Annotated in this window: 13 protein-coding genes and 2 tRNA genes; 10 read left to right on the top strand and 5 right to left on the bottom strand. The window is 71.8% G+C overall.

The features are described from left to right. The first annotated feature begins 146 nt into the window (after positions 1-146). A complete protein-coding gene (locus N4G63_RS16175; RefSeq protein ID WP_314599931.1) occupies positions 147-1,955 on the top strand; it encodes a gamma-glutamyltransferase family protein in 1,809 nt (602 codons plus the stop codon). Positions 1,956-1,999: 44 nt separating this feature from the next. Here N4G63_RS16175 and N4G63_RS16170 read toward each other — a convergent pair whose 3' ends face one another. Next, a complete protein-coding gene (locus N4G63_RS16170) occupies positions 2,000-3,043 on the bottom strand; it encodes a quinone-dependent dihydroorotate dehydrogenase (protein ID WP_260786477.1) in 1,044 nt (347 codons plus the stop codon). Positions 3,044-3,160: 117 nt separating this feature from the next. Between N4G63_RS16170 and rpiA the strand changes: the two genes are divergently transcribed. Next, positions 3,161-3,838 (top strand): ribose-5-phosphate isomerase RpiA, encoded by a 678-nt coding sequence (gene rpiA / locus N4G63_RS16165; RefSeq protein ID WP_260786476.1) that lies wholly within the window; start codon positions 3,161-3,163, stop codon positions 3,836-3,838. Positions 3,839-3,883: 45 nt separating this feature from the next. Here rpiA and mnmC read toward each other — a convergent pair whose 3' ends face one another. The 4 genes from mnmC to earP all read right to left on the bottom strand — a co-directional run bounded on the left by mnmC (position 3,884) and on the right by earP (position 8,858). After that, on the bottom strand, positions 3,884-5,893 hold the full coding sequence (gene mnmC / locus N4G63_RS16160; protein ID WP_314599930.1) for a bifunctional tRNA (5-methylaminomethyl-2-thiouridine)(34)-methyltransferase MnmC2/FAD-dependent 5-carboxymethylaminomethyl-2-thiouridine(34) oxidoreductase MnmC1: 2,010 nt from the start codon (positions 5,891-5,893) through the stop codon (positions 3,884-3,886). Between the two features lie 34 nt (positions 5,894-5,927). Continuing rightward, the gene (locus tag N4G63_RS16155; RefSeq protein ID WP_260786474.1) at positions 5,928-6,944 is read right to left on the bottom strand and encodes a heme-dependent oxidative N-demethylase subunit alpha family protein; all 1,017 of its coding nucleotides are present in this window, start codon (positions 6,942-6,944) and stop codon (positions 5,928-5,930) included. An 81-nt stretch (positions 6,945-7,025) separates the two neighbouring features. Continuing rightward, on the bottom strand, positions 7,026-7,580 hold the full coding sequence (gene efp / locus N4G63_RS16150; RefSeq protein WP_260786473.1) for an elongation factor P: 555 nt from the start codon (positions 7,578-7,580) through the stop codon (positions 7,026-7,028). Between the two features lie 147 nt (positions 7,581-7,727). Continuing rightward, positions 7,728-8,858, bottom strand: a complete 1,131-nt coding sequence (gene earP / locus N4G63_RS16145) for an elongation factor P maturation arginine rhamnosyltransferase EarP (protein WP_314599929.1) — start codon at positions 8,856-8,858, stop codon at positions 7,728-7,730. A 50-nt stretch (positions 8,859-8,908) separates the two neighbouring features. Between earP and uvrC the strand changes: the two genes are divergently transcribed. The 8 genes from uvrC to N4G63_RS16105 all read left to right on the top strand — a co-directional run bounded on the left by uvrC (position 8,909) and on the right by N4G63_RS16105 (position 15,826). Beyond that, entirely contained in the window at positions 8,909-10,972 is a 2,064-nt protein-coding gene (uvrC, locus tag N4G63_RS16140) for an excinuclease ABC subunit UvrC (protein WP_314599928.1), read from the top strand. Then, positions 10,959-11,570, top strand: coding sequence for a hypothetical protein (locus tag N4G63_RS16135; RefSeq protein WP_260786470.1), 612 nt, complete (start codon positions 10,959-10,961; stop codon positions 11,568-11,570). The genes uvrC and N4G63_RS16135 overlap by 14 nt, the downstream gene beginning before the upstream one ends. 49 nt (positions 11,571-11,619) lie before the next feature. Next, a complete protein-coding gene (gene pgsA / locus N4G63_RS16130; protein ID WP_260786469.1) occupies positions 11,620-12,186 on the top strand; it encodes a CDP-diacylglycerol--glycerol-3-phosphate 3-phosphatidyltransferase in 567 nt (188 codons plus the stop codon). Between the two features lie 41 nt (positions 12,187-12,227). Beyond that, on the top strand, positions 12,228-13,073 hold the full coding sequence (locus tag N4G63_RS16125; protein WP_260786727.1) for a DMT family transporter: 846 nt from the start codon (positions 12,228-12,230) through the stop codon (positions 13,071-13,073). A 66-nt stretch (positions 13,074-13,139) separates the two neighbouring features. Further along, positions 13,140-13,529, top strand: a complete 390-nt coding sequence (locus N4G63_RS16120) for an HU family DNA-binding protein (protein ID WP_260786468.1) — start codon at positions 13,140-13,142, stop codon at positions 13,527-13,529. A gap of 24 nt (positions 13,530-13,553) precedes the next feature. Then, positions 13,554-13,629 (top strand) — tRNA-Val (locus tag N4G63_RS16115). A gap of 179 nt (positions 13,630-13,808) precedes the next feature. Further along, positions 13,809-15,725, top strand: coding sequence for a SurA N-terminal domain-containing protein (locus tag N4G63_RS16110; protein WP_260786467.1), 1,917 nt, complete (start codon positions 13,809-13,811; stop codon positions 15,723-15,725). Positions 15,726-15,750: 25 nt separating this feature from the next. Next, a tRNA-His gene (locus tag N4G63_RS16105) sits at positions 15,751-15,826 on the top strand. Positions 15,827-15,884 lie beyond the last annotated feature (58 nt).

The raw sequence follows: 15,884 nt of genomic DNA, 5'->3' as shown, positions 1-15,884 counted from the left end.
CGCCAAACGCACAAATGCGGGCTGGTGCGATGCCGGCCCATCGTGCTGCAAGCGGGGCAGGCCGCGCCAAGCTGGGTTGGTGCGTTCAGACGGTGCGTTCAGTCTGTGCACAGCGTCGACCATGCCGCCAGCGCTAGCATGCGCCGATGCGGCGTTCTTCATTTCTGGCGTCTGTGGCGCCTCTGGCGGCCATCGCGGCCATCGCGGCACTCACGCTGTCAGGCTGTGCCTGGCAAGCCAGGCCCACACCGGCTGCACCAGCCCCTGCATCGCCACCCCCCCAGCCCGAGGCTGCCAGCGGCCTGAGCGCCAAACCCGGCTGGGCCTTTCAACGCCAGGCCGTGGCCGCGGCCAACCCGCTGGCCGCCGAGGCCGGTGCGCGCATGCTGGCCGCCGGCGGCAGCGCGGTGGATGCGGCAGTGGCCGTGCAGATGGTGCTGACGCTGGTGGAGCCGCAAAGCAGCGGCATCGGCGGTGGCGGTTTCCTGGTGCTGTGGGACGGCCAGGCTGTGAGCGCCTGGGATGGCCGCGAGACGGCGCCGGCCGCTGCCGACGAGCACCTGTTCCTGGCCCCCGACGGCCAGCCCATGGCCTTGATGCAGGCCGTGGTGGGTGGCCGGGCCGTGGGCGTGCCCGGCGTGCTGCGCCTGCTGCAGGCCGTGCACCAGCGCCACGGCCGCTTGCCGTGGGCGCAGCTGATGCAGCCGGCCATCACGCTGGCTGACGAGGGCTTTGCCGTCAGCCCGCGCCTGCATGCGCTGCTGGCCGGCCAGGCCCCGCAGCTGCGGCGCGATGCCCAGGCCGCGGCCTACTTCCTGGACGCCCAGGGCCAGCCCTGGCCGGTGGGCCACCGGCTGCGCAACCCGGCATTGGCCGCGGTGCTGCGCGCCATTGCCGCGCAGGGCGCCGATGCGCTGCACCAGGGGCCCATTGCCGCCGACATCGTGGCCCGGGTGCGCGGCCATGCCGGCAATCCCGGCCGGCTGAGCCTGGCCGACCTGGCCAGCTACCGCGCCATCGAGCGCGCGCCGCTGTGCAGCGCCTGGCGCCAGCTGCGGGTGTGCGGCCATCCGCCGCCCTCGTCAGGCCACATCGCGGTGATGCAGACCCTGGGCCTGCTGGAGCGGGTGCCGCCGGCGCTGGTGCCGGCCGCGCCGGTGCTGCAGCAGGGCGTGCCGGGGGCCGACTGGCTGCACCTGTATGCCGAGGCCGCCAAGCTGGCCCAGGCCGACCGCGAGCGCTGGGTGGCCGACCCCGACTTTGCCGCGCCACCGGCCGGCCGCTGGGACAGCCTGCTCGATGCCGCCTATCTGCAAAACAGAGCGGCCCGCATCGGCCCGCGTGCCGCGCCCACGGTGGCCGCTGGCGAGCCCGAGCAGGGCACCAGCCACATCAGCATCGTGGACGCGCGCGGCCAGGCGCTGGCCTTCACGTCCAGCATCGAGTACGCCTTCGGGGCGCACCTGATGAGCGATGGCGGCACCGGCCTGGCCGGCGGCTTTTTGCTGAACAACCAGCTCACCGACTTCAACTTTGCGCCGCTCGATGCCCAGGGCCGGCCGGCGGCCAACCGGGTGCAGCCGGGCAAGCGGCCGCGCAGCAGCATGAGCCCGACCCTGGTGTTCGATGCCCAGGGCCGGCTGCTGGCCACGCTGGGCTCACCGGGCGGCGCGGCCATTCCGCACTTCACGGCCAAGACCCTGCTGGGCCTGCAGGCCTGGGGCCTGGACGCCCAGCAGGCCGTGGCCCTGCCCAATGTGGCGCAGTTCAGCGGCAGCCCGCTGCTGCTGGAGGCCGGGCGCTACCCGCCGGCCACCGTGCAGGCCTTGCAGGCGCGTGGCCACAAGGTGCTGGAGATGGCGCTGACCAGCGGCCTGCAGGCCATCCAGCGCACGCCCGACGGCTGGTTTGGCGGCGCCGATCCGAGGCGCGAGGGCGTGGTGGCGGGCCAATAGCTGAGCAATAGCTGAGCAATAGCTGACCAATAGCGGGCCTGGGCTCAGCGTCCGTTCTTCAAGGCCCGCGCCACCTCGCCCGCCAGCCCCGGGCCGCGGTAGATCAGCCCGGTGTACACCTGCACCAGATCGGCGCCGGCGGCCAGCTTGGCGCGGGCGTCGGCGCCGTTCATCACGCCGCCCACGCCGATGATCGGGTAGCCGCTGCCCAGCTCGGCGCGCAGCATCGCGATCACGCGGTTGCTGGCCTCGCGCACCGGGGTGCCGCTCAGGCCGCCGGCCTCGTCGGCGTGCGGCAGGCCTTGCACGGCCTCGCGGCTGATGGTGGTGTTGGTGGCGATCACGCCGTCGATGCCGTTGGCGCGCAGCGTGGCGGCAATCACCTTGACCTGCGCGTCGTCCAGGTCGGGCGCGATCTTCAGAAACACCGGCACGGTCTTGCCATGCTGCGCGGCCAGCTGCGCGCGGCGCTGCTGCAGCGCGCCCAGCAGGGCATCGAGCGCCTCGTCGCTTTGCAGCGCGCGCAGGTTCTTGGTGTTGGGGCTGGAGATGTTGACGGTCACGTAGTCGGCATGCGGGTACACGCCGTCCAGGCCCAGCAGGTAGTCCTGGGCCGCGTCCTCGATGGCTGTGGCAGCGTTCTTGCCGATGTTCAGGCCCAGGATGCCGCCGCTGGCGCGAAAGCTGCGGCTGCGCTGCACATTGGCCACAAAGGCCTCCAGGCCCTCGTTGTTGAAGCCCAAGCGGTTGATCAGGGCCTCGCGCTCGGGCAGGCGGAACATGCGCGGCCTGGGGTTGCCCGGCTGCGCCTTGGGTGTGACCGTGCCCACCTCGATGAAGCCGAAGCCCATCGCGCCCAGGCCGTCGATGCAGCGCCCGTTCTTGTCCAGGCCGGCGGCCAGGCCCACGCGGTTGGCAAAGCGCAGGCCGGCCACGGTGACCGGATCGGCCACGCGCGGCGCGCTCCACAGGCATTGCAGCGGCGTGCCCTGCAGCGTGGCAATGGCATCGAGCGTGAGCTCGTGCGCGCGCTCGGGATCAAGGCCAAACAGGAAGGGGCGGGTGAGGGCGTAGGGGACAATCGGCATGGTGGCGCGATTGTCCCGCATGGGTTCCATGCCGGCCGGGCGCGCCGCCACCCCGAGGCCCGCTGCGCCGTCGCCCCTTCACCCCTTCACCCCTTCAACCCACCGGAACCCGCTGCCATGTCCGCCCCGCTGACCCAGGATCAACTCAAGGCCCTCGTGGGCCGCGCCGCTTTGGATTACGTGGTCGATGGCCAGATCGTCGGCGTGGGCACCGGCTCCACGGTCAACCAGTTCATCGATGCGCTGGCCACGGTCAAGCACCGCATCAGCGGCGCGGTGTCGAGCTCGGTGGCCAGCACGCAGCGCCTGCAGGCGCATGGCATCACGGTGCTCGACAGCAACAGCGTCGAGCGCATCCCGGTCTACATCGACGGCGCCGACGAGATCGATCACCGCGGCTTCATGGTCAAGGGCGGCGGCGCCGCGCTGACCCGCGAGAAGATCGTGGCCGACCTGGCCGAGCGCTTCATCTGCATCGCCGACGAGAGCAAGCTCGTGCCGGTGATGGGCAAGTTTGCGCTGCCGGTGGAGGTGATCCCGATGGCCGCCGCCCAGGTGGCGCGGCGCTTCAAGGCCATCTACGGTGGCGAGGCGCAGTTGCGCGCCCACTGCACCACCGACAACGGCAACGCCATCCTGGATGTGCGTGGCCTGCAGATCACCGACCCCGCGGCCATGGAGGCCGAGGTCAACCAGTGGCCCGGCGTGGTGACGGTGGGCATCTTTGCCCGCCACCGCGCCCGCGTGTGCCTGCTGGGCACGGCGGCCGGCGTCAAGACGCTCAGCTTCGACTGATGCGTTGTGATTGAACCCGCTGCGCGGGGCGCAGGGCGCCCGGCCTCAGCGGTCTTGCCGGTGCCGCTGCTCCCGCGCAAAAAAGCGCGCCGGGTCCACGGCATCCAGCAGTGCGGCCGGTGCCGGCAGGGGGGCGCCGCACATCCACGCGGCCAGCAGTTCGCCGCCCAGCGCGGCCTGGCTGAGGCCGCGTGAACCCAGCGCGCTGAAGATCCACAGCCCCGGCTCGCGTGGCACCTGGCGTGGCTGCTCCAGCCGGTGCCCGGTGGGCTCGGCCACCGGCACCGGGCCCAGCAGCGGCAGGCGGTCGTCGGTGACAAAGCGCCAGCCGGTGCGGCCCTGCAGTTGCGCGGCGTCGCCGGGCTGCTGCGGATCGAGCGGCGCGGCCCAGCCGCTCACGCGCTGCAGCGCGGCCAGGTTGTGCGCATGGTCGGCCGTGCGCACGGCGGGGTCGTCGTCGCCGGGCTGCGAGGTGGCGCCGCACAGCAGCCGGCCGTCGGGCAGGCGCAGCGCATAGCCGCCGGCGGCCAGCGGCACGGGCAGCGCGGGCAGGCCGGGCAGGGCGGCCGGCAGCAGCGTGGTCTGGCCGCGCTGGCGGCCGGTGAGCCAGCGGGCGGTGCAGCGGGCGTCCAGCAGGCGCAGGGCCTCGCCGGCATTGGCCAGCACCACGGCGTCGGCATCGGTGATCGGTTGGTCGTCGGCGTCCAGCAGCTGCCAGGCCCCGTGCAGGCGCTGCAGGCGGTGCACGGCCACGCCACAGCGCAGCGTGATGGCGGCGTCGTCCAGCCAGGCGCGCACCAGCTCGGCCGGCGCGGCCCAGCCGGCACCGGGGTAGCGCCAGGCTGCGCCGGCCAGGCTGCTGGCGGCGGGCCAGGCGTGGGCGTCGATCTGCAGGTAGTCGGCCGGCAGGCCCAGGCGCTCGATCAGCGCCTGCATGGCCGCGGGCGTGCTGTCGTGCGCGCTGCGCAGCAGGCCGTCGGCCGCGCCGCTCACCCGGCCGGCGGCCAGCAGCGGTGCCAGCACGCGCTGCATGTGCAGCGCGCCGGCGCGCAGCCAGCGTGCGTGCGGGCCGTCTTGCGCATGCACGATGCCGTGGAACAGGCCGCCGGCGTTGCCCGAGGTCTCCATCGCCGGGGCGTCGCGCCGCTCGATCACCTGCACCGCGCAGCCCTGGGCGGCCAGGGCGCGGGCCACGGCCGCACCGGCCAGGCCGGCGCCGATCACCGCCACGCGCCGCGGCGGCCGGGCCGCCAGGTGCGGCCGGCCGGGCGGCGGCGGCGGGTGCACGCGCGGCATGAACTGGCCCACGCTCATCTCGCGCTTGCCCGGCAGGCCCGGCAGCTTGCGCATCTGGAAGCCGGCGGCGGCCAGGGCCTCGCGCACCGTGCTGGCCACGCTCCAGGTGGCCAGGGTGGCGCCGGGGGCGGCCAGGCGGGCCAGGCGCTGCAGCTGCCGGGGGTCCCACATGGCCGGGTTGCGGCTGGGCGCAAAGCCGTCGAGGTAGATCGCATCGGCCTGCAGCACCAGCTCGGGCAGCACCTGGGCGATGTCGCCCAGCGCCAGCAGCAGGCGCACCCGGCCCAGCGAGGCGGCGGCGGCGCCGCGCGCTGCGGTGGGATCGGGCAGCGCGGGCAGGTCGATCAGGTGCAGATCGGGCGTCAGCGGCGGCCAGTGCGCCAGCAGGGCCTGGGCCAGTGGCGCGATCTCGGCATCGGCCTGGTGCTGGGCCAGCGCACGGGCCAGGTCATCGCGCCGCGGCGGGTGTTTGTCGAGCGACACGAACAGCAGCTCGCGCGGGCGTTGTGCATCGGCGCGCCAGGCGGCCCAGGTGGCCAGAAAGTTGTGGCCCAGGCCGAAGCCGGTTTCCAGCACCGTGAAGCGTGGCCGCCCGGCCCAGCGGCCGGGTGGCGCCTGGCCGTCGCAGCCAGGCGCCAGCAGGCCGTTGCCGGCCAGGAACACATGGCGTGCCTGCACCAGCGCACCCTGGCGCGCGTGGTACACGTCGCCGAAGTCGGGCGCGGCGGGCGCGGCCGGGTCCGAAAAAACGATCCGCACCGGTTGCGGCGGGCCCCAGCTCATCGTGCTGCGGTCAGGCCGTGGCCGTGTCGCCGGCGGCGCGGCGGGCCAGCCAGGCCAGCAGGGGCGCGCGCGCCGCGCCGAGCCCGCGGTAGGCCAGCACCGCCTCGCTCATCGAGGCCAGCGCCTCGTGCACGCGCTGCGCCCGGGCCGGCTCAGCCAGCGCGCGGCCCAGCGGCTGCACCTCCACGCCGATGCAAAACACGGCCTGGCCCGGGCCGGCGTCGACGATCGTGGTGCCAGGCACCGGAATGAAGCTCTGCCGCTCGGTGCGCCACCAGCTTTGCGCGGCCAGGGTGTCGCCGCTGGCATCGGCCAGCAGTGCCGGCGCCCAGCGCTCGGGTGGATAACGCCGCGGATGGGCGTGCAGGCGCGGGTGCGGCGTGATCGTCCAGACAAACCGCTCCCAGCGTTCGGCCCCGGTCACCAGCTTGACCAGTTGCGGTGCGGCCTGCACGATCAGCCTGGCATCGGCCACCGGCGCGTGGATCTCGCCGAACGGCCGGCCCACCTTCTCGGCCGGCGCCCACACCGAGGGCAGGGCCACGGCCAGCCAGGGGATGCTGCCGCTGGCGGCGTCGACGATGGCGAAGTCTTCGCAGAAGGCCAGCGAGAGCAGCGCCGCGCGCCGCCACGGCCGGGCGATCTGGCGCAAAAAGGGCCCGATCTCGGGCCAGCCGGTGTCGGCATCGGCCACCGGCTCGTCATCGGCGTCCAGGCTCCAGCCCAGACCGGCGCAGCGCCAGCGCGCACCGTCGACCTGCCAGGCTGCGGGATGCTCGGCCGCGGCATGCGCGGCCAGCGCATCGAGCGCGGGGCGGGCATCGAAGCCGGGCACGCTGCACAGCGCATCGTCGGCAAAGGCCCACAGCACGGCCAGCTTCTCGCGCATGTGGCGCGACACGCCGCGCTGCGGCAGCGCGGCCGGCGTGAGCTGCGGCGTGCCGGGCGCCAGCCGGCGCAGACCGGGCTGCATGCGGAACGGGGCCTGAACCGCGAAATCGAAATCGAAGCCGGGGGTGTCGCTCATGGTGGTGCGCACGGTAGCACCGCAGCGCCCAATGCAAAGGGGCACCGAGGTGCCCCTTGTTGCATCAGCGCAAGACCGTGATCAGACGCGCTTGCGGTACTCGTTGGTGCGGGTGTCGATTTCGACCTTGTCGCCCTGGGCCACGAAGATGGGGACCATGATCTCGTAGTCGGTGGCGATCTTGGCCGGCTTGAGCACCTTGCCCGAGGTGTCGCCCTTGACGGCCGGCTCGGTCCAGGTGATCTCGCGCACCACGCTGGTGGGCAGTTCAACCGAGATGGCCTTGCCGTCGTAGAACACCACTTCGGCGCTCATGCCGTCTTCGAGGTAGTTCACCGCGTCGCCCATGTTCTCGGCTTCGACTTCGTACTGGTTGAACTCGGTGTCCATCCACACATACATCGGATCGGCAAAGTAGGAGTAGGTGCACTCCTTCTTGTCGAGGATGATCTGGTCCATCTTGTCGTCGGCCTTGTAGACCAGCTCGGTGGCCTGGTTGTTCAGCAGGCTCTTGAGCTTCATGCGCACCGTGGCGGCATTGCGGCCACCGCGCGAGTATTCGGTCTTCAGAACCACCCACGGGTTCTTGTCCTGCATGATCACGTTGCCGGCGCGGATTTCCTGAGCGATTTTCATGGGCGGTCCTTCTAGCGGGTGCCCTCGACCGCTGGAAGCGTCCGGTCGCCGGGCTGGGACGGTCGGCAGGCCGACCTGAGGTTCGGGGATGTTCGGGAGGCTGGCCCGACGGCGCGGTTTTCACCCGCTGCCGGGCAGCAAAGCCCGCTATTCTAGCGTTTTCCCCGTGACGAAGCTGTGCAGCTGCGTGACCAGATCGGTCTGCGCGCGCAAGCCGTCGCGCCAGCGGGCCTGCAGCGCCGCCCACGGCGCGGGTGGCGGCAGGGCCTCGGGCCAGTCGCCCAGGCCGTTGATGGCCCGCTGGCTGGCGGCCACGGCCAGCGCCAGATCAGGTGTGGCACCCGCGGTGCAGCGGCGCACAAAGGCCTCGAGCTTGGGCGCATGCGCGCCGTCGTGCTGCGGGTAGATCTGCCACAGCATTGGTGCGGCGCCAGCCAGCTGGGCGCGCGCGAACGAATCCTCGCCGCGCACCAGGTTCAGCGCGCAGCCGGCCAGCAGGCGGTCGTAGTCGGGCTGGCTCAGCCAGGGCAGGGCGGTGATGGCCAGGCCCTGCGGCAGCGTGCCGGCCGTGGCCATGGCCTGCAGCTGGCGCTGCGCAGCGCCGGGGGCGGCCAGCAGCCGCACCGGCTGGCCGCCGGCCCAGGCCGGCAGGCGCCGCAGCAGGCCGGACAGCGCCGGGTTGTCGTAGCAGAACAGCGAAACCGGCCATTCGCCCGCCGCGCACCAGCCGCAAGCCTGCAGCCAGGCACGGTGCTCGTGCGGGCTGCCGGCGGGCAGGTCGTCGTGCATCAGGCCACCGGTGGCCGGCGTGAAGCCCGGGTAGAAAAACCACTTGGTCAGGCCCCGGCCCGGGCCGCTGAACTGCGGCGAGGCCAGGCGGTGCGAGCGCTCCACATAGGCTTCGGCGCTGAGGTACTCGAGGTTGATCCACACCGGCGGGCGCTGGCCCTGCGCTGCGCACGCCGCCATGCGCGCGACGAAGGGCGCCGGCGGGTCGCAGCCGAAGGCCTCGACCACCACCGCGCCGGGGTTCAGCGCGGGCAGCGTGGCCGCGTCCCCGGCCCAGTGGATCAGCGTGACGCCCGGCTCGCCCTGTGGCGCCATCCAGGCCAGCGCCGCGGCGTCGTCCACCCACAGGCGCACCGGCAGGCCGCGCCGCGCCAGGCCGCGCGCCAGGCGCCAGCACACGCCCAGATCGCCGTGGTTGTCGATGACGCGGCAGAACAGGTCCCAGACCGCGGCCGGCGGCGGCGTGGTGGCAGGGGCGGGCAGCGGCATGGGCCGCATTGTCGTGCGGTGACAATCACGCCCCGATCTGCCGCCGCCCGATGACCGAGCCCGCCCCTCCAGACGCCCCCCTCGCCAGCCACAGCGCCAGCGCCGGCCCCAGCCCCGAGGCGCTGCAGCGCGAGCGCCTGCTGGCCGAGGTGGCCGCGCTGCCCGGCCTGCCGGGCGTCTACCGCTACTTCGATGTGCGCGGCGAGGTGCTGTATGTGGGCAAGGCGCGCAACCTGAAAAAGCGCGTCTCCAGCTACTTCCAGAAGGACCACGGCGGCACCCGCATCGGCGTGATGGTGGGCCGCATCGTGCGGCTCGAAACCACCGTGGTGCGCAGCGAGGCCGAGGCCCTGCTGCTGGAAAACAACCTGATCAAGGCGTTGAACCCACGGTTCAACATCCTGTTCCGCGACGACAAGAGCTACCCCTACCTGAAGCTCGAGCGCCACCCGTTCCCGCGCATGGCCTACTACCGCGGCGCGGTGGACCGCAAGCACACCTACTTCGGCCCCTACCCGGGTGCCTGGGCGGTGAAGGAGACCATCCAGCTGCTGCAAAAGGCCTTCCGCCTGCGCACCTGCGAGGACACGGTGTACGCCAACCGCTCGCGGCCCTGTCTGCTGTACCAGATCCGCCGCTGCTCGGGCCCCTGCGTGGGCCTCATCACCCCGGCCGGCTACGGCCGCGACGTGGCCGATGCCGAGCGTTTCTTGCGTGGCGACACCGATGCCGTGCTGGGCGACCTGCAGCGCCAGATGATGGCCTTTTCCGACGGCCTCGAGTTCGAGCGCGCGGCCGAGGTGCGTGACCGCATCGGCGCCTTGTCGCGCGTGCTGCACCAGCAGAGCGTGGACGAAAGCAGCCTGTCGGCGCGCGACCGCGATGTCGACATCCTGGCCGTGCGCGTGCTGGGCGGGCGGGCCTGCGTCAACCTGGCCATGGTGCGCGGCGGCCGCCACCTGGGCGACCGCGCCTACTTTCCGGCCCATGTGGAAGACGCCACCGCGATCAGCGCCGAAGAGCTGGAGGCGATGGAGGCGCTGGAGGCCGCCGAGGCCGGCACCGAGGGGGCCGAGCCCGCAGCGCGGCCCACCGTCGAGCAGCAGGTGCTCGAGGCCTTCATCGCCCAGCACTACCTGGGCGTGGCGCCGCCGCCCAGCCTGGTGGTCAGCCACGCCGTTGACAAGGCCTTGCTGCAGGCCCTGGCCGAGCAGACCGGCGTGAAGCTGGCCGCCCAGCCCAACCCGCGCGAGCAGCGCCGGGTATGGCTGGAGATGGCCGACAAGGGCGCGCAGATCGCGCTGGCCCGGTTGCTGGCCGAAGAGGGCAGCCAGCGCGAGCGCACCCGTGCGCTGGCCGAGGCGCTGGAGCTGGAATCGGACGACCTGGACGCGCTGCGCATCGAGTGCTTCGACATCAGCCACACCGCCGGCGAGGCCACGCAGGCCAGCTGCGTGGTCTACGAAGCCCACGGCATGCGCCCGGCCGAATACCGCCGCTACAACATCGAGGGCATCACCGGCGGCGACGACTACGCCGCCATGCGCCAGGTGCTGCAGCGCCGCTATGCCAAGGTGGCCGAGGCGCGCGCCGCGGCCGCCGCCAGCGGCGAGCTCGATGCCGATGGCGCCATCGCCACCCAGCAGCCGCTGCCCAAGGCCTTGCGCCTGCCGGGTCTGGTGCTGGTGGACGGCGGCCGTGGCCAGGTGGCCATGGCCCGCGAGGTGTTCAGCCAGCTGGGCCTGCCGCTGAACATCATCGTCGGCGTCGAGAAGGGCGAGGGCCGCAAGGTCGGCCTGGAAGAGCTGGTGTTTGCCGATGGCCGCGACAAGGCCTACCTGGGCCATGACTCGGCCGCGCTGATGCTGGTGGCGCAGATCCGCGACGAGGCGCACCGCTTCGCCATCACCGGCATGCGCGCCAAGCGCGCCAGCGTGCGCACCGGCGGCAGCAAGCTCGAAGAAATCCCGGGCGTGGGCCCGAAGAAGCGCGCGCGCCTGCTGCAGCGCTTTGGCGGCATCCGTGGCGTCACTGCGGCCAGCGTCGACGAGCTGGCCACCGTGGATGGCATTGGCGCCGACCTGGCCGAGGAGATCTACCGTGCCCTGCACTGAGCACCCGCGCGTGCCGCGGCCAGCACCGGCTGGCGATGGGCCGAGCCTGCGGGCCAGCGCCCGGCCAGCCGCGCCAGCCACCGGCTGGCTGAACCCGCTGGCCGCCGGCGCCCTGCTGCTGCTGCTTGGCGCCTGCGGCCAGCCGCCGGCGGTGCCGGGGCCGGGCGACAGCCGCCCGGCCGCCGAGCGGGGTGGCGCGGCACCCGCCCGCCCCGCAGCGCCAGCCCAGGCCGACGCCGCGCCCAAGGCCCCGGCGCCACGCCGCGGTGCGCCGGCCCGTGGCTGGGACGACTGGCGCCGCCAGGCCGCCTTGCAGCTGGTGGCCGCCAACACCGGCCGCACCTACGACGGTGTGCCGCCCGAGCCGCTGCTGGCCATTCCGGTGCTGGAGGTCGAGCTCAATGGCGACGGCAGCGTGCGCCGCGTGGGCGTGCTGCGCCGGCCCGGCCAGGCGCTGGACACGGTGCAGCTGGCCATCGACGCGGTGCACCGCGCCGCGCCCTTTGCGCCGGTGTCGCACCTGCCGCGGCCCTGGAAGTACACCGAGACCTTCCTGTTTGCCGACGACCGGCGCTTCAAGCCGCGCACGCTGGATTGATGCGGCGCCCGGCCCGCGCAGGGGCGGGGCTCCATGCACAATGCCCCCCATGTTCCTCACGCTGCCGACCTTGCTGACCTGGGCGCGCATCGTCGCGATCCCGCTGATCGTCGGCGTGTTCTACCTGCCGCTGGATGCCGGGCTGCGCAACCTGGTCGCCACGGTGCTGTTCGTGGTGTTTGCGCTGACCGACTGGCTCGACGGCTGGCTGGCGCGCAAGCTCAACCAGACCTCCTCGTTCGGCGCCTTTCTTGACCCGGTGGCCGACAAGTTCCTGGTGTGCGCCTGCCTGCTGGTGCTGGTCAAGCTCGACCGCGTGGACGCGCTGGTGGCGCTGGTGATCATCGGCCGCGAGATCGCCATCTCGTCACTGCGCGAATGGATGGCGCAGATCGGCGCCTCGCGCAGCGTGGCGGTGCACATGCTCGGCAAGCTCAAGACCGCCACGCAGATGACGGCCATCCCCTTTCTGCTGTACGACGGCGCGCTGCTCGGCGTGATCGACACGCGGCTGTGGGGCACCGCGCTGATCCTGGTGGCCACCGTGCTGACCATCTGGTCGATGGTGTACTACCTGCAACGCGCGCTGCCGGAGATCCGCGCCAAGGCCAAGTGAGCGATCCCGGCGCGCCGCAGCGCGCCCGGCTGCTGGCGTCCATGCCCTGGGTCTTCGTGGCCATCTGGAGCACCGGCTTCGTGGTGGCGCGCCTGGCCATGCCGCATGTGCCGCCCCTCAGCTTCCTCACCTGGCGCTATGCGCTGTCGGTGCTGGCGTTTGCGCTGTGGGTGCGCCTGGCCAGAGTGGCCTGGCCGCGTGGCGCTGCGCAATGGGCGCACCTGGGGGCCAGCGGCGTGCTGATGCATGCCGGCTACCTGGGCGGTGTGTGGGCCGCCGTGCGCGCCGGTGCACCGGCCGGCACGGTGGCATTGATCGTCGGCCTGCAGCCGCTGCTGACCGCGCTGTGGGAAAGCCAGCGCGGCCGCCAGGCCGTGGCCCCGATGCAATGGCTGGGCCTGCTGCTGGGCCTGGCCGGCCTGGTGCTGGTGGTGTGGCCCAAGATGGGGGCCGGCGAGGTCACCGGACACAACCTCGGCCTGGCGCTGCTGGCGCTGGTCTGCATCACCGCCGGCACGCTGTATCAGAAACTTTTTGTGCAGCCGGTGGATGTGCGCACCGGCAACGCGGTGCAACTGGCAGCCGCGCTGCTGCTGAGCTGGCCGTTTGCGCTGCTCGAGGCCGCGCCCATGGTCTGGCATGTCGATGTGCTGCTGGCGCTGGCCTGGTCGGTGCTGGGCCTGTCGCTGGGCGGCAGTTCGCTGCTGATGCTGCTGATCCAGCGCGGCGCGGCCACGCACGTCACCAGCCTGCTGTACCTGGTGCCACCGTGCACCGCGCTGCTGGCCTGGCTGATGTTCGACGAGCGCCTGGGCCTGCTGGCGCTGGCCGGCATGGGCTTGTGCGCGGTGGGTGTGGTGCTGGTGCGCCGCGGCGATGTGAGGTGAGTCACATCCCGTCCTGCAGCGGGTTCGGGGCCCTCTGACGCCACGCATAGAATCCGCGCCTCACGCTTGACACTGCAGGGCGGCCACCGCTGTAATCGACGCGCTTCACAGCGCCCTTGCAGCGGGGACCGCAGAGCCTCCGAGAACCATCAAACCAGAGCGCAAACGAGAGGGGGTACCTTCGTGAACAAGACCGATCTGATCGAGCACATTGCCAAGCAAGCCGACATCTCCAAGGCTGCCGCCACGCGCGCCCTGGATGCGCTGATCGGCGGCGTCAAGACCACGCTCAAGAAGAACGGCAATGTGTCCATCGTCGGCTTCGGTACCTTCACCGTCACCAAGCGTGCGGCCCGCAGCGGCCGCAATCCGCGCACCGGTGACGTCATCAAGATCAAGGCCTCCAAGGTGCCCAAGTTCCGCCCGGGCAAGGCACTGAAGGACGGCATCAAATGAAGTCTGGCGCCACGCGCGCCTGAAGGGTGCTTAGCTCAGCTGGTAGAGCGGCGCCCTTACAAGGCGTAGGTCGGGGGTTCGAGCCCCTCAGCACCCACCACTTTTGCCGCGTTGCGCGGCCACCTGCCTGGAGGCGCCGCACGGCGCCGCCCGGGCCCTAGAATCGCGGGCTCCGGCGCCGCCGGCGTTCGGGTCCCGACACATGCAAGGCGAACCCCGGTTCGCCTTTTTTGCATTCAGGGCCCGCCCTGGTCTGCCGCTTCCCAAGGCTCTTCATCCATGTTCGAGTTTGTACGCACCCACAACCGGCTGCTGCAGCTGCTGCTGCTGATCTTGATCCTGCCGTCGTTCGTGGTTTTCGGCATCCAGGGCTACTCGGAGTTCTCCGAGAGCGGCAACAACACGGTGGCCAAGGTGGACGGCCAGGCCATCACCCAGGCCGAGTGGGACGCCATGCACCAGCGCCAGGTGGAGCGCGTGCGCGCGCAGATGCCCGGCGTGGACGCCAAGATGCTGGATTCACCCGCTGCCCGCGCCGAGACCCTGGACATGCTGGTGCGCGAGCGCGTGCTGCAGGCGGCCATGCAGAAGCAGCACCTCACGGTGACCGATGAGCGCCTGCAGCGCCTGTTCACCACCGATCCGCAGTTTGCGCAGATGCGCAATGCCGACGGCACGGTCAACAAGGAGCTGCTGTCGGCCCAGGGCATGACCTCCGAGATGTTTGCCGCACGCCTGCGCCGCGACCTGGCCCAGCAGCAGGTGCTGGGTGGCATCACCGGCGCCGTGGTGGTGCCGGCCGCGGTGGTGAACACCGCGCTCGACGCACTGCTGCAGCGCCGCGAGCTGCGCCTGGCGCGCTTCGAAGCCAAGGACTACCTGGCCAAGGTGGCGCCCACCGACGCCGACATCGAGGCCTTCTACAAGCAGCGCGAAGCCGACTTCCGCGCCCCTGAACAGGCGCAGATCGAGTACGTGCTGCTCGACATGGACAGCATCAAGCGCGGCATCACCGCGCCCGAGGAAGATCTGCGCAAGTACTACGCCGAGAACGCCAGCCGCTACACCGCCGCCGAAGAGCGCCGTGCCCGCCACATCCTGATCACCGCCGACAAGGACGCTGCGGCCGACCTGCGGCAAAAGGCCAAGGCCAGGGCCGAGGCGCTGCTGGCCGAAGTGCGCAAGAGCCCGGCCAGCTTTGCCGAGGTGGCGAAAAAGAACTCGCAAGACCCCGGCTCGGCCGAGAAGGGCGGCGATCTCGATTTCTTCGGTCGCGGCGCGATGGTCAAGCCGTTCGAGGAAGCCGTGTTCGCGATGAAGCCGGGCGAGATCAGCAATGTCATCGAGACCGATTTCGGCTACCACGTGATTCAGCTCGAGGCAGTGCGTGGCGGCGACAAGAAGGCCTTTGACGCGGTGCGCGCGCAGATCGAGGAGGAGGTGCGCCAGCAGCTCGCGGTCAAGCGCTGGGCCGAGGCCGCCGAGCAGTTCACCAACACCGTGTACGAGCAGAGCGACAGCCTGCAGCCGGTGATCGACAAGCTCAAGCTCGAGAAGCGCACGGCCACCGTGCAGCGCAGCGCCCCCGCCGATGCCAAGGGCCCGCTGGCCAGCGCCAAGCTGCTCGAGGCGGTGTTCGGCAACGACCCGCTGAAGAACAAGCGCAACACCGACGCGGTGGAGGTGGGCGCCAACCAGCTGGCCGCAGCCCGCGTGCTGCAGCATCAGCCGGCACGCACCCTGCCGCTGGCCGAGGTGAAGGACGTGGTGCGGCAACGCCTGGTGATCAGCCAGTCGGAAGCCCTGGCGCGCAAGGACGGCGAAGCCCGCCTGGCGCAGCTGAAGGCCGATGCCGCCAGCGGTGCGCTGGGCGATGCGCTGACCGTGTCGCGCGCCAAGCCCGAATCGCTGCCGCGCCAGGTGCTCGAGGCCGTGCTGGCGGCCGACACCGCCAAGCTGCCGGCCGTGGTGGGCGTGGCCCTGCCCGGGCAGGGCTATGTGGTGGCGCGCGTCGACAAGGTGCTGCCGCGCGAAGCCCGGCCCGAAGATGCACAGGCCTTGCGTGGCCAGTACGGCCAGGCCTGGGCGCGCGCCGAGTCCGAGGCCTACTACCAGGCCCTGAAAACCCGCTTCAAGACCGAGAAGCGCACCGATCCGGTGGCCGCTGCTGCGGCAGCCTCTGCAAACAAGCCATGATCAGGCTATAATCTGCGGCTCTACGGTGGCTGTAGCTCAGTTGGTAGAGTCCCAGATTGTGATTCTGGTCGTCGTGGGTTCGAGTCCCATCAGCCACCCCACCCGATAAAGCCCAGACCGATCCAGTGCCCACGGCCTCCGTGGGTGCCAGGTGTGGGA

This window comes from Aquabacterium sp. OR-4, assembly GCF_025290835.2.
GTDB lineage: Bacteria > Pseudomonadota > Gammaproteobacteria > Burkholderiales > Burkholderiaceae_C > Pseudaquabacterium.
Note: the sequence above shows the minus strand (reverse complement) of the source record. Positions and strands in the feature narration are given on the sequence as shown.